Below are 14,799 nucleotides of genomic sequence, written 5' to 3' on the forward strand. Positions count from 1 at the left end.
GACCGCTAAGCAGTGTCTAACTGCCCAAATGTAGATAAAAAGGAAATGAACGTCGTTAATGGCTGTTTTGATTAATGTCTGTTTCGATTAATGCTAAGACAGTAGAAAATGGCAGGGGTAGCTGGACTCGAACCAACGGATGTCAGGATCAAAACCTGATGCCTTACCAACTTGGCTATACCCCTGTAATGTGCAAGCAAACATTTAATAGTAAACAATATCCATAATGACTGTTAGTGACCGTCGAATACTATTTACAAAATGCTTTTACTTAGCAGTTAGTCTATCGCTAAAATGATAACTAACTTTCCCTAACGGTGTTCGTTGCGAACTATACCGAAAATAGGCGGGTGTTGTCAATTGCTATAAGATAATCAATCGGTTAAATATCGATTACTATCTATAAAACTAAAGCACAACTCATAAAACTTAAACTAATAAATGGCAGGGGTAGCTGGACTCGAACCAACGGATGTCAGGATCAAAACCTGATGCCTTACCAACTTGGCTATACCCCTATTGTGGCGACCTATTATATATAAACTTGCAAATTTTGCAAGTGGTTTACCATTATTATAGCTATTTGTTTACAATTAATTGAATTAGCTTAGTTTTGATAAATTGATAACGAATTATATTGATTGTAATTTTCGCGTAGGGTGTGCCCCGCGCACTGAATAAACCAGTAACGCTCAAAAACAGTACGCGAAAAATCTTGTAGATCAAACCAAAACTATAAATTATCCACCAAAAAAGCAGGGCAAGGCGCATCTGCAATCCACTTCGCCAGAAGTACTTCATCAGCCACAACACTCGCATCCAAAGGTAAAAATACCGCACTTCCTGAGCCGGTCATGCGTGCAGTCGCTTGCGCTTGCGACTCTAAGCTTTGCAGATAAATGAGCGCTTCGCTAACCGCTGGAGCAAGGGCAGTGACTACGGGTGTAAAGACGTTTTGATAGGGCATATTTAAATATTGCACATAGTCATCAGTCTTATTTTTAATAGTGTCAACTGATAAAGAGGCGATATTTCGCTGTAGCTCTGCATGGGCAAAAAGTTTGGCCGTATTGACATGAGCATCAGGCGTTAGGATCAAATAGTGCTGATTGAGTAAATCTATAGCCGTTAGCTTCTCACCAATACCCATAGCGATAGCATCTTGACCAAAAATAAATATTGGTACATCTGCGCCAATAGTGGTGGCAATTTTTATCAATTCATCGCGGCTTAGATTGAACTGCCAAATCTCGTTAAGCGCAAGAAAAGTCGTCGCTGCATTGGATGAGCCACCGCCTAAGCCTGCGCCCATTGGCAAGTGTTTGTCTAAAGTAATAGTCACTTTTTGCAAATGATCAGGCAGCTTTTGCATGTCTATAGCCGCTAGTAATAAAACGCGTGCCGCTTTAAATATCAAATTATCTTCTAAGCTCACAGTGATACTGTCTGCACCTGCAATTGTAATCAGCTTTTTGCAAATGCTAATGGCTTGCTGATTGCCATCACTATCAAAGGTAAAAATATCATCCAAATCTATTCTTTCAGAAGGCAGAAAATGCAAGTAATCACCCCAATCAAGCAGGCGAAATACCGTTTGCAAGTTATGATAGCCATCCGCTCGCTTGCCAGTAATATGCAAAAATAAGTTGATCTTTGCAGGAGACAAGCGAGTGATTAAGCTATCTAAAGGAGTATCGGTTGAGGCCATAACTATGTCTATAATAAAAGCTATTAATTTTGATGATTAATGGTCATGACTACTTTATGACCTGCTGGTTGGATAGCTGTGATCTTATTCGGCAGCTTATCATTGCCTTTATAATTAAAGCTGGCGCTCCAATCGCCATTAGCTGAGCTAATCAAGCGATTTTGCGCATCTAACTGTGGCGCGCTATCTGAAGGTGCCGCGCGCCCTGATATCCAATAGGGCATTTGTGAAATAGGCGCTTGCCAACCAGTCGCTTGCTGGAGCAAAGTTTCAGGGTCATCTGCGGTCAGTGTACCTGTTTTTTCACTGACTAGCGTTGCGGTCTGACCATCATATTCGATGTTAGTTTTACCGATACCCAAAGCACCAATGAGCTCAATAGCAAAACGCTCGTTTTGCTGACCCCAAGCATAGAACGCACTGCCACCTTGTGTACCTGTATCAGCAGGCATAGTCACACCAATCTTACCATTTATGTTGAAATCAGAAAGTTTTTCAGTTGGTATCGTTGTAGGCGTAGTCACTGCTTGGTTCTTAGGTAGTGATTGACAACCCGAGATAACTAATAGTGCTGCGCTCATAGTTGCTATGGATAGTATTTTGTTAGATTTAGCAGTTTTATGCGAAGTTGTTGTTAGCACGGCTGACATAGTTATACCTTAAAATTATTAATGAGCTCTAAAAGTTAGACACAGCTTAAGCCATTTATGTTGCCCAGTTATGCATGAATGTTAGTTTATCTTTGGAGCCTTGTCTTTTAAATCAATACAACTGCACTCTATCATTGACGTTTTGTTGACCAAATGAAAAGCGTTGTTGCAAATCTGCGAGCAAATCTGCCACTTTTTCATTATTGCCTAAGCCTTGATAAGCACGGAGTAATAACGTACCTGAGCGTAATGTAGGCAGCACCTCATAAGGGGTCTGTAGGTAACTTATGACTTGAGTGTAGTTGTCAGTGGCAAGGGCGTCGCTGGCGAGTATATTGAGCGCCTGCAAGTGCAGCTCATTGTCATAACGCGGATCATCGTAACGAATCTGAATGATCGTATTTGCCAGTGCTAGCCCTTGCTCTGAGCCGCGATTATTAGCCAATAATAGCTGCGCGTAACTGAGCTGATAATTCAAATTGCTAGGCTCTAATGCTTGCAAATGATTGAGCAAAGCCCGCTTAACGACATAGTCTCGACGATCATCAAGCAGTTGCGCCCGAGCAAACAAAACCAGCTGATTATCTGGATATTTGCGACTGGCGCGCGTTAATAACTGCAGCGCCTCTTCAGGCTCATTTTGTTGCCATAGAATATCCGCTTGCATAACGAAGCTCTCAGGTGCAAACACACTATGCTGTTGGCGCAATAGCTGCAAGGTCGTAATAGCGGATTCAAAATTATTATTTAACAGCTCAAGAGCGACGACTTTTTCGCGCGCAGCTAGAACTAAGTCCTCACGCACAACCCCATTGAGATAGTATTTTGCTTGCTCAAAACGTTGTTGACGCTCAGCACTGATACCTAAATAGTAATAGGCTTGGTCTAGATAAGCAGGCGTCTTCGCTAAGACGTTTAATAGCCGATCGGCACTGCGATATTGCTCAACATCCAAGCTGACTAATGCGGCAAGCAGTGTAATTTCAGGATCATCTTCAAAGCGACTGTGCGCCTCTAGTAATAGCTGCCACGCCTCTTGGCTTTGCTTTAGATCTAGCAAATAGCGAATCTCATACAAATATAAGTTCTTGCTATCTGCATTACGCAAGCGCGCTTGATTAACATAGTTCAATACAGTTTCAGTAGGTTCAATTTTACGTAAAATGTCTGCTTTTAAGGTGATAAAAGGCACATAGTCAGATTGACTAAGTAGCGCCCGATTAATATGAATAAGCGCATTTTGCGGATCATTGAACTGATAAAGTAGACCTGCTTTGAGTACTGATAATGAAGCGTTTTCTTGGCTATCAATAGGTTGCAAAGCCGCAAGTAGCTCACGCTGATCGTCGATACTATCAGGATAAATACCGATCAATATTTCGCTTAGATCTGCACGCGGATCGTAGCGCAGAATACGATTGAGGGTTTCGCCTGCTAGCCTATAATCGTGCGCTTTCAATGCTAAGTGCGCCACATAAAACCAAGCAGGAACGTGATCAGGGTTTTGATCCTGCCAAGTTTTGGCAAAGATTAACGAGTCACTGATATTTTCATTGTCTAGCGAAAAACTAAGCGCACGCTCAAACACGGCGGTAGCCTCCTGCTTGAAGGATTGCTGCTTGTAGATTGTCAAAGCACGACGGGTATCACCACGATTAGCGGCAAACTCAGCGTCTAGCAGAGCATACAAACTTGGCTCATCAAGAGCTGACTGAGAAGAGTCGATTGAAAATAGATGGTTAGTAAAGACTGTCGGCAGATTGTTTTTATTAATTTTATCATCTATATCAAGAGCAACAGTAGTGGTGTTCTTGGCTTGAGACAAATCACTAGTATCACTCTTGGGAAGTATAGCTTCTAGCAAAGGGCTAAATAGATGAGCCTCAGCGTAAGCGGGCATAGCTAAGTACAGGCAAGCCGCCAACAATAACGTCAGCTTACGTCGCTGCTGTAATCGATCGATAATAGCATCGATAAAACGGCGAATACCCAAAGAGTGATCGCAGGCAGGTTTGAACACCAGTTGTGCATGATTACGAAACTTAAAAAATCTCATAGACAGTCATATTCATCCATAGCTATAGTCATCCGCTCTTATACTACTTATAATTATAAACCCTATTGTAATTATAAGTAGTATAAGAGCGGATGACGTCAATAAACAATAGTACTCCTGTTATTTATAATCAGATAACTGCAAATCTAACGACTATGTCTTTATTACATTACTAAGCATACGTCTCTGTTTTTATTACTGATGATACTTATCGAGGCTTAGCAAATCAATTTAGCAATAAATAAGATGGGTATGAGGTGTAGTGACTAAAAGTACAGCAATGATTAAAAATATAGTAGCAGTTGATTTATTGCTATTTTGCCCAAATACAGACCATTACCGTTACCTACTTTAGGTCTGTGTCAAAAAAGTACCCCTGTGTCAAAAGAGTAAGCAACAGTGATATAATAGCCAGTCCTGTGCTTAGGGCAGCAGTTATTATGACTGTTTTAGGCGTCTTTTTATCTATGCAAGTGAGTAACACTGTCTAAGCTATCGCTTGATAAGTAGTATTTGTTAAGCGACTGTCACTATCAAATGAAAATAGCAGACAAATAAATAGCATGCACTTTATATTTATGGTTTATCAATAATGAGATTAGTGGTCATTGGGGTCAATCACAAAACCGCACCAATCGCTTTGCGTGAGCGCTTGGCGTTCGTGGGTGATGATATAAATAGTGCGTTAGTCCAACTCAGAACCTTTACCGATGGTAGTGTCATTGTTTCAACCTGCAATCGTACAGAAATCTATGCGTTAATGCCGCAACCAATCAGCGCAACGGGTTCGATAACTGTAGCGATGGAGCAGCACATTGCTGATATTAAATCCTGGCTTGGTGATTTTAAAAAATTATCGGCAGCTCAGATTGAACCCTTTTTATATGTGCATCAAGATACCCATGCACTCACTCACTGGTTACGAGTCGCCGCAGGTCTTGACTCTATGATCTTAGGTGAGCCACAAATACTCGGTCAGATCAAGCAAGCTGTGCAATTGGCACATACAGAACAGGCGCTAAGCTCGCAGTTAGGTTGGATTATAGATCAAGTGTTTGCTGCCGCCAAACGCGTGCGCAATGAGACCAACGTTGGTGCGCAAGCGGTGTCTTTAGGATTTGCCGCTGCTAAATTGGTCACCCAGATTTTTGATAATCTACCCAGTCGTACGCTAGTTGTCGTCGCAGCTGGTGAGATGAATCGTCTAGTAGCTACTCATATAGCAGGATTAGGTGTCGGTCGAATTATCATCTGTAATCGCAGTCCTGAACGTGCTGAAGCGTTAGCGACTGAGCTGCGTCAAGCCAACCTTAAGTTAGCGACTTTCAGTGTCGAGGTGCGCCTATTACAAGAGCTACCACAGGTACTAGCAGAGGCGGACATCGTGAGTAGCTGTAGTGGCAGTATGGATGTACTGATCAATAAGAATATGACCGCTCAAGCGCTCAAGATTCGTCGCTATAGACCTATGCTAATGATAGATTTGGCCGTGCCGCGCGATATTGACTCAACTATCAGTCAAATGGATGATGTGTATCTATATTCAGTTGATGACTTGCAGCATGTTATAGCAGGTAATCTAGAGCGACGCCGCCAAGCAGCAGTAGATGCGGAATTGTTGGTTAGTCAATTAGTGGTTGAGATAGAACGACGCTTTCAGGTACGTAAAGTAGGGCATGATATCGAGCAATACCGCAATCACACCCAGCTGCAAGTTGAGGAGATACTTGGCAATGCTCTCAAAAAGCTCGATAGTGGTGAGATTGATGCGAATTCAGCAATGGTTGAGTTGACGCGGCAGCTTACCCAAACTTTGAGCCATGCTCCCTCCAAGCTGATGCGTAAAGCGGCTCGTGAAGGTGACAGTGAGCTACTTGATTTTGTGGTTTCAGGCTTGCATGGTGCTTATCGCAAGCGCAGATAATGCGTCACTATATTGGCAAACCATTATCTACTATAACTATTAGTATTAGGCTCAGAACTTTAAGATTGCTTTTAAAGCGCTAATAACTGATGACAATAGCCTAAAATTCTGTTATTTTAGAATGTGTTAATAATCGATTTACCTAATATATTAATCAACAACTTATCTTGGTCAAACGCTCAAATTTGTCTTGGTTAAAAGTATAGTAGTACACAAAACATAGCGGTAATATATCAATTATCGTTACTGTTATTTCATAACCAACAGTTCCATTATCATCTGTCTGCCGCCACGCTACAACCATGATGGTACTGATGTCAAAGCAGTATTGCCTAGACTTATCATTAGACATAACTTATCAACGGCAATAGTGCAAGGTAAAAGTGCTATATCGTCAATCTCATGCAGCACCTTCTTCAATACCTGAGTAGCAAACCCTGTAATAAGCCCTATAGTTGTGTCTAAAAGTTATTGAGCACCATCAGACTTTTTACTAGAGCGATAAGCAAGCACTAGCTCAGTTTTATCTCTATTTATTTTATTTCTATTTATTTAAACTTACTTCACTTATATTTCAACAACCAACAAGGAAAGTCCTATGTCTGCATTACTAAAAGATATTGATCCAGAAGGTTTATTAGAGTATTCAGTAGTCTATACTGACCGCGCCCTAAATCACATGTCAAGCTCATTCCAGCAAGTCATGAATGATCTGTCACGTGATCTAAAGTCAGTCTATAAAGCTGAAGCGGTCGCTATTATTCCAGGTGCTGGAACTTATGGTATGGAGGCAGTAGCGGCTCAGTTGGCTCAAGACCAAGATACGTTAGTGATCCGTAACGGTTACTTTAGCTATCGTTGGACGCAGATCTTAGAAAAAAATAAACTTGGCAATACTAATACCGTACTAGCTGCGCATCACGCTGAAGATACTAACGAAAGCAGTGATGCAAAAAAGCCATTTGCTCCTGTAGATATCGAAGTCGCCGTTGCCAAGATCAAAGAGCTTAAGCCTGGTATTGTATTTGCGCCGCACGTCGAGACCTCAGCAGGTATTATCTTACCAAACCATTATATCAAAGCCTTAGCCGAAGCTACTCATAGCGTTGGTGGCTTGTTAGTTATCGATTGTATCGCTTCAGGCTGTGTGTGGCTCGATATGAAAGAGCTGGGTATTGATCTATTAATCAGTGCACCACAAAAAGGCTGGAGCAGTACCCCTTGTGCCGGCATCGTCATGATGAGCGAAGCGGCCATTGCCAAGGTAGAAACGACTGAATCTAATAGCTTTAGCTTAGATCTAAAACAGTGGCTCACGATTATGCGCGCCTTTGAAAACGGTGGTCATGCGTATCATGCGACTATGCCAACCGATAGCTTACGCCAGTTCCGTGACACGGTTAATGAGGCCAAAAAGATCGGTTTAGACAAGCTATGTGACGCGCAGTGGGAACTGGGTAACCGTATCCGCCATGTACTAGAGTCTAAAGGCTTTGAGAGCGTTGCCGCCGAAGGTTATAAAGCGCCAGGCGTTGTAGTTTCTTATACCAGCCGTGATGATATGCATAAAGGTAGCGCCTTTGCTGAAGCAGGCATGCAAATTGCCTCAGGTGTTCCTTTAAAAGTGGGCGAGCCTGAGAGCTTCAAAACCTTCCGCTTAGGTCTATTTGGTTTTGATAAACTACAAGATATCGATAGTGCCGTTGAGCGTTTTGAAACGATACTAAATCAAGTTATCGAAAAACAGCCTAGCTAATAAGACTTTTATTAGTTAAGCGCTTATTAGCATAAAAATACTGAGTTACTAATACTGAGTTACTAAAGATAGTGACTCAGTATTTTTTTATCACTATATTATACTTTATAATATAATGTATAATAGTGCGATGACATTAAGTCAAATAAAATCAGAATGAGTAACTAATTATGAGCATACAAATAGACTGGCAAGTTTTTACCCCGATATCATTAGTAGGTGGCCTGATGATAGGGGTAGCAACTGTCATTTTGCTATTGGGTATCGGACGCATCGCTGGTATTAGTGGCATCGCTGCAAGCTTATTAAAACCTAAAGGATTAGAGCTTTGGCAAGTGCTGTTTGTACTGGGGCTTATCGTCTCACCGTTACTCTATCAGTTAATCGCTCCACTACCAGCCGTGCAAGTGACAAGCTCTTTGCCATTACTCATTATTGCAGGACTGATAGTCGGCTTTGGCACGCGCTTGGGCTCAGGCTGTACTAGTGGTCATGGCATATGCGGTAATGCACGCTTATCACCACGCTCTATGGCAGCCACCGCGACCTTTATGGGTTTTGGTATTGCAACAGTATTTATCGGACGGCAGGTTTTGGGCATTATTTGATACCTTTCACCTATGATAAAACGGTTTCTATAAAGATAAATTGCGAGAAATAAAAATGTTAAAAAATATAATAGGCTTATTGGTAGGATTGTTATTTGGCTTTGGGCTATTGATATCAGGCATGACGGATCCTGTCAAAGTACAAGGGTTTTTGGATGTGTTCGGGGCATGGGATATCTCTTTGGCACTGGTGATGGGCGGTGGATTATTAGTCGCCATTGTTGGGGTGCAATTGGCAAAACGTCAACAGACTAGCTGGATTGGCACAAGCATTGACATGCCTAGCAAAACTGTTATTAATAAAAAGCTATTAACTGGCGCAATGCTATTTGGTATCGGTTGGGGACTAGTGGGCATCTGCCCTGGACCTGGAATTGTGCTGCTCGGTACAGGTGTCTGGCAAGCGTATGTGTTTATCCCTGCAATGATCGTTGGCATGCTGATATATCAATGGCTTGAGCCTAAAATTAGTTAGAGCTTTTGAGTTGTTAACAGGTGAATAAAAAGGTCAGCCTAACTCAATTAGACTGACCTTTTTTACCATTAAAAATAACTGGCTTAAATTTTTATTTGTTCGAAGGTTTCACTTTTGCGGTTTCATGGGCGAGTGATTTCGCGGCTTGACGTAGCTCAAACTTTTGTACTTTACCTGTACTAGTCTTTGGAATTTCAGCAAAAATAATGTGCTTAGGTACTTTAAAACCTGCTAAATGCTGCTTGCAATGGTTAATTACTGTCTCACGCTGCAAGGTATTGCCATCGTGAATTTCGATAAAGGCGACAGGTACTTCACCCCATTTATCATGTGGTGCAGCAACGACAGCGCAGCTCAAAATCTCGGGCATTTTATATAAAGTATTCTCAATCTCAATGCTAGAGATATTTTCACCGCCTGAGATAATGATGTCTTTAAGCCTATCCATAATTTTGATATAGCCATCAGGATATTTAACGCCCAAATCACCAGTACGAAACCAACCGTCTTTAAATGCAGCTTCGGTAGCTTTACGACTCTTTAGATATCCTTTCATGATCATGTTACCGCGTAGTGCCAGCTCACCCATTTCTTCACCATCAGCACTTACAGGATCAGTCGTACCTTGTTTAAACACTTCAAAGCCTGTCATCAAATGTGAGATCACCCCTTGACGAGATTTTTTTTGTGCGCGTTCGCTTGCGCTTAGAGCGTCCCATTCCTCTTGCTCAGCGCAGATAGTTACAGGCCCATAAGCTTCCGTCAATCCATACACATGCGAGATATCAAAACCCATCGTTTCCATCGCGGTAAGCATAGTCTCTGACGGTGGCGCGCCAGCAACCCAGCCTTTTACTTGATGAGTGATAGCTTGCTTATACTTATCTTTACCATTGGCTATCATATTATGTACGACGGGCGCTGAGCAGTAATGGCTGACTTTATATTTAGCGATCAATTGCAGTATCAAGTCGGCATCTATCTTGCGTAGACAGACGTTGACCCCAGCGCGTTCAGCGATAGCCCAAGGGAAGCACCAGCCATTACAATGAAATAATGGTAGCGTCCATAGATATATGGCGTGCTTGGGCATATCCCAATCTAAAATATTAGAAACCGCATTTAGCGTAGCGCCACGATGATGATAGACCACGCCTTTAGGCGTCCCCGTAGTGCCTGAAGTATAGTTGAGCGCAATCGCATCCCATTCATCAGCAGGCTTCTCCCAATTGTCTAAATTATCGGAGCTGGCGATTAATTCCTCATAACTCATCTCGCCAAAGCTTTCAATATCGATAGCTGCATCTGTGGCATGGATGACGATTAAATTTGGAAAAGTCTCATCAATAATCTCCGCTAAATCTGCAAACTCACTGTCCATGATTAAAACTTTGGCTTCAGAATGTTGCACACAAAAAGTGAGCGCATTAATATCTAAGCGCGTATTCAAAGTACAAAGTACCCCACCTGACATAGGAATACCAAAAGCACATTCAACCATCGCCGGTGTGTTAGGCAGCATGACGGCAACGGTATCATTTTTATCGATACCTAGTTTGCGCAGGCTATCAGCCAGCTGGCGACAACGGTTAAAAGTCTGTTGCCATGTTTGGGTGAGGTTATTATGCTCAAGGTCATCGTAGATAATAGCGGTTTTATTAGGATAAACCTGTGCGCTACGAATAATAAAATCAATAGGAGTAAGAGGCTGATAGTTGGCAGAGTTTTTACCAAGACCTGTATGAAAGTCAGTCATAGAGATAATCCTTTATTATTTAGTGGTTATAATTATTTTAACGACTCTTATTTATTATAGATAAAAGATTTTAGAAAGTAAGGTGGTTTGATCGTGTTTGCCAGGTTTTTTCTTAATAACATAATGCTCACTCATCAGTCGCCTATGTGCATAGCTGGCAATAAAGGCATTATGCTACGATGTACTACCACTGACTATTCAGAATGTTTGATTTGCTTTAATAGTAGTACTTTATTGATTCATAAGGATAATGACATGAGCGCCAGCACGAATAATACTGCCAACCAAGAAAAACGAAGTAAGTTTAAGAAGTTCAGAAAAAGTCGCAAAAATACTGATCGTATTGTCACAACTAGCGCCGCTAATGATTATGAGCACGGCTCTAGCCACTATCCACATCTATTTGAGCCCTTAGACTTGGGATTTACTAGCCTGAAGAACCGTCTGGTTATGGGCTCTATGCATACGGGGTTAGAGGACAGATTCTATAACTACGGTAAGCTTGCCGCCTACTTTGCCGAACGTGCCAAAGGCGGTGTGGCAATGATGATTACGGGTGGTATTTCACCCAATCGCGAAGGTTGGTTGCTGCCTGCTGGCGGCACGATGAATACGAAGATGGATGTTATCAACCATCAAAAAGTAACGCGCGCCGCTCATAAATATGACAGCAAAATCATTATGCAAATATTGCACAGTGGTCGCTATGGTTATCATCCGTTTGTCGTGTCATCGAGTCCGATTAAGTCGCCTATTTCACCGTTTAAACCGCGTAAAATGAGCATCAAAAATATCGAGCAGACAGTAGAGGATTACGCGCGCTGTGCTAAACTCGCTAAGCAAGCGGGCTATGATGGTGTAGAAATCATGGGCTCAGAGGGCTACTTGCTCAATCAGTTTTTATCACGTCATGTTAATAAACGTGACGATATATATGGTGGCGATATCAACGGGCGTATGAAGCTGGCTGTCGATATTGTCAAGGCGGTACGCAAAGCTGCTGGTAATGATTTTATTATTCTATTTCGCTTATCGGTCATTGATTTGGTAAAAGACGGCAACGTCATGGATGAGGTTATAACCGTTGCCAAAGCGTTAGAGGAAGCAGGCGTGACCATCATGAATACGGGTATCGGCTGGCATGAAGCGCGGGTTCCTACTATTGTCACTAGCGTACCGCGCGCCGCTTTTGTGGACTTTACTGCTGAGATCAAAAAGCATATCAGCATCCCAATGATGGCCGCGAATCGTATCAATATGCCCGATACCGCAGAAGACATCGTCGCTACTGGTAAGGCGGACTTGATTCAAATGGCGCGTCCGTTCTTAGCCGATCCGAGCTGGGTCAATAAAGCCAAAGCAGGCGATGCTGATCGTATTAATACTTGCATTGCCTGTAACCAAGCTTGCCTCGATCATACTTTTGAGAATAAGCGCTCAACTTGTCTAGTCAATCCGCAAGCTTGTTATGAGACGGAGCTGGTCTACAAAAAGACCAAAAAGCCTAAAAAAGTCGCGGTCATCGGTGGCGGTGTCGCGGGTATGTCAGCCGCGCATGTCGCAGCGCTGCGTGGTCATGAGGTCACACTATTTGAAGCCCGTGATATCTTAGGCGGGCAGTTTAACTACGCCAAAGTCATCCCAGGTAAAGAAGAGTTCTTTGAGACTATTCGCTACTATATCAATGAGCTTGAGCACTTAAATGTTGAGATTAAGCTCAATACCAAAGTCGATAAAGCGATGCTTGAGGCAGGTAAGTTCCATCATGTCATCGTCGCGACGGGTGTTGTGCCTAGAACACTAGCGGGCAAGTTAGAAGGCGCTGATCTACCACAAGTGATGACTTATGCCGAACTCCTCTCAGGTGAAAAGTCGGTTGGCGATACGGTAGCAGTCATCGGTGCGGGTGGTGTTGGCTTCGATGTCAGTGAATATCTCACCGCGCGCCATGGTCAGCCATTAGATAAGCTTGCACCTGAAATGCTTAAAGATCCCAGCTATCGTCCAGAGCCGCAATCGGTAGATGAGTGGCGTGAAGAATGGGGCGTCACTGACAATGTTGACTATCAAAGCGATGGTGGTTTAATTAAGCCAGACGCTATTACGCCTATTCGCCAAGTGTATATGATTCAGCGTAGCAAAGGTCGCTTGGGCAGTGGCTTGAATAAAACCTCAGGCTGGGTGCATCGTGCGCATGTTAAGTCACACGGCGTCATCCAAGTATCGGGTGTCCAGTATGAAAAGATTACTAACGAAGGTATTTGGATTACCAATACTCAAGGTCAAAGTCAACTATTACGTGTCGATAGCGTCGTAATCTGCGCAGGTCAAGAGTCAGTAGTCGAGCTTATGCCAAATGTTGGCGATGCACCTGACGCGCAATATCATCTGATCGGCGGTGCAAAACTAGCCGCTGAGCTAGATGCTAAGCGCGCCATTCGTGAAGGGGCAGAGGTTGCGGTTGGGATTTAGGTTTTTACAATTTAGGCTAAATACGGGACGGCGAGATTTTTTATCTTGCCGTTTTTTTTGAGTTGAGCTATGGAATTTTATTTTTTGTAGGGTGGGTTAGTCCAAGCGTAACCCACCGAATCCATGATTCGAATATTTAACGGTGGGTTATATTTCCTCTTTACTCTCTACGAGAGCTTGAACAAAATAACCTGCCCTACGCAGTTGTAGTTGGGATTTAGGGTTTGATTTGAAGTTGCACTTGGAAGCGGTGAGATTGATTGTCTCGCCATTTTATTTCAGATAGCAGGTGTAGTACACAATGGTGTTTCAATTCTGTTATGCTAATGCCACTAACAAATAATATATACAAATAATTTATTCGGTGAGTTACGCTTTGGCTAATCCACTTTAAAAGCCCTATACAATTATCAGCCCACCCTATCAATACTCTTAGGAAGTTCCAACATGATCCTCAAACTTAACGTCAAACTCCATTATCGGCTCCCCGCGCCGATGGACCTTTTGCTTCAGATCGAAGCCGCCGATCTTGTGGATCAGCGGGTGCGTTCGGCCGAGATTTGGACATCAGACGTTGCGCATTTTTCAAGGGTCGTCGCCGATGATGGCATAGGAGAGCGGATTTGGATCCGCGCAGAGGGAGATTTTAGCTGCACTTATACCGCAGAAATTGATATTGACCGTCCTGTTTTAGACATATCGGCCCTGCCCCAAACTGCCCCTCATCTTTTGCCTGGAGAGGCGATCAAATATTTGATGCCCTCTCGCTTTTGCCCATCAGACCAGTTCCATGACTTCGTGAATGCCGAGTTTGGCGATCTCTCAGGTGGCGCGCGGATTGCTGCAATGCGCGATTGGATTGAGTCGACGTTTAGCTATGTGCCTGGATCGAGCCATGCACAAACCACCGCGCTTGACACCTTTGTTCAACGTCAGGGCGTATGCCGCGACTTTGCGCATGTGCTCGTGACACTCGCACGCGCGTCAACGATACCAGCGAGATTCGTGAGCGTTTATGCGCCTGATGTGACGCCACAGGACTTTCATGCCATAGCTGAGGTTTATCTTGGGGGGAGCTGGCATCTCATTGACCCAACTGGCATGGCATCTGCCGACACGATAGCTCGCATCGGTGTTGGAGCCGACGCGTCCGGCGTTGCGTTCTTGACTGCATTCGGATCCATGGAACTGGTCAACCAATCGGTATCCGTGACCAGACAAGATTAGAGTTCTGACTCTAGGCAGCTGAGGTTGGGGTTTAGGGTTCTCAGTAATTTAGATTTAATATAGAGGCGGTGAGATTTATTATCTTGCCGTTTTTTTTAGTTATTATTTAGCGGTTTGTAGAGGTAGTTAAATTCTAACATTTGATAATTCTTACGACTTAAGTTCAG

Annotated in this window: 10 protein-coding genes and 2 tRNA genes; 6 read left to right on the forward strand and 6 right to left on the reverse strand. The window is 43.1% G+C overall.

The window, feature by feature from the left end; all coding sequences use genetic code 11:
- Window positions 1–109 precede the first annotated feature (109 nt).
- The 5 genes from Q9G97_RS01100 to Q9G97_RS01120 all read right to left on the reverse strand — a co-directional run bounded on the left by Q9G97_RS01100 (window position 110) and on the right by Q9G97_RS01120 (window position 4,414).
- Window positions 110–185 (reverse strand) — tRNA-Gln (locus Q9G97_RS01100).
- Between the two features lie 257 nt (window positions 186–442).
- A tRNA-Gln gene (locus Q9G97_RS01105) sits at window positions 443–518 on the reverse strand.
- Between the two features lie 215 nt (window positions 519–733).
- Window positions 734–1,708 (reverse strand): 4-(cytidine 5'-diphospho)-2-C-methyl-D-erythritol kinase, encoded by a 975-nt coding sequence (ispE, locus tag Q9G97_RS01110; protein WP_305899384.1) that lies wholly within the window; start codon window positions 1,706–1,708, stop codon window positions 734–736.
- Window positions 1,709–1,731: 23 nt separating this feature from the next.
- Window positions 1,732–2,358 carry a lipoprotein insertase outer membrane protein LolB gene (gene lolB / locus Q9G97_RS01115; protein WP_305899385.1) on the reverse strand — a complete coding sequence of 209 codons (627 nt, stop codon included), beginning with the start codon at window positions 2,356–2,358 and terminating at the stop codon, window positions 1,732–1,734.
- Between the two features lie 112 nt (window positions 2,359–2,470).
- A complete protein-coding gene (locus Q9G97_RS01120) occupies window positions 2,471–4,414 on the reverse strand; it encodes a tetratricopeptide repeat protein (protein WP_305899386.1) in 1,944 nt (647 codons plus the stop codon).
- 592 nt (window positions 4,415–5,006) lie between these two features.
- Here Q9G97_RS01120 and hemA point away from each other — a divergent pair.
- The 4 genes from hemA to Q9G97_RS01140 all read left to right on the forward strand — a co-directional run bounded on the left by hemA (window position 5,007) and on the right by Q9G97_RS01140 (window position 9,177).
- Entirely contained in the window at window positions 5,007–6,338 is a 1,332-nt protein-coding gene (hemA, locus tag Q9G97_RS01125) for a glutamyl-tRNA reductase (protein WP_305899387.1), read from the forward strand.
- 598 nt (window positions 6,339–6,936) lie between these two features.
- The gene (locus Q9G97_RS01130) at window positions 6,937–8,094 is read left to right on the forward strand and encodes an aminotransferase class V-fold PLP-dependent enzyme (RefSeq protein WP_305899388.1); all 1,158 of its coding nucleotides are present in this window, start codon (window positions 6,937–6,939) and stop codon (window positions 8,092–8,094) included.
- Between the two features lie 170 nt (window positions 8,095–8,264).
- Window positions 8,265–8,702: a YeeE/YedE family protein gene (locus Q9G97_RS01135; RefSeq protein WP_305899389.1), complete on the forward strand. Its 438-nt coding sequence runs from the start codon at window positions 8,265–8,267 to the stop codon at window positions 8,700–8,702.
- Between the two features lie 55 nt (window positions 8,703–8,757).
- Complete coding sequence (locus Q9G97_RS01140; RefSeq protein ID WP_201571140.1) at window positions 8,758–9,177, forward strand: DUF6691 family protein; 420 nt, start codon at window positions 8,758–8,760, stop codon at window positions 9,175–9,177.
- Window positions 9,178–9,268: 91 nt separating this feature from the next.
- On the opposite strand, the gene Q9G97_RS01145 is transcribed toward Q9G97_RS01140, so the two are convergent.
- Window positions 9,269–10,933 carry an AMP-binding protein gene (locus Q9G97_RS01145; RefSeq protein ID WP_305899390.1) on the reverse strand — a complete coding sequence of 555 codons (1,665 nt, stop codon included), beginning with the start codon at window positions 10,931–10,933 and terminating at the stop codon, window positions 9,269–9,271.
- 255 nt (window positions 10,934–11,188) lie between these two features.
- Between Q9G97_RS01145 and Q9G97_RS01150 the strand changes: the two genes are divergently transcribed.
- Together Q9G97_RS01150 and Q9G97_RS01155 are read left to right on the forward strand one after the other, a co-directional pair.
- Window positions 11,189–13,405 carry an NADPH-dependent 2,4-dienoyl-CoA reductase gene (locus Q9G97_RS01150; RefSeq protein WP_305899391.1) on the forward strand — a complete coding sequence of 739 codons (2,217 nt, stop codon included), beginning with the start codon at window positions 11,189–11,191 and terminating at the stop codon, window positions 13,403–13,405.
- A gap of 447 nt (window positions 13,406–13,852) precedes the next feature.
- Window positions 13,853–14,632: a transglutaminase family protein gene (locus tag Q9G97_RS01155; RefSeq protein ID WP_305899392.1), complete on the forward strand. Its 780-nt coding sequence runs from the start codon at window positions 13,853–13,855 to the stop codon at window positions 14,630–14,632.
- Window positions 14,633–14,799 lie beyond the last annotated feature (167 nt).

It is taken from the genome of Psychrobacter sp. M13, assembly GCF_030718935.1.
GTDB classification, from domain to species: domain Bacteria; phylum Pseudomonadota; class Gammaproteobacteria; order Pseudomonadales; family Moraxellaceae; genus Psychrobacter; species Psychrobacter immobilis_G.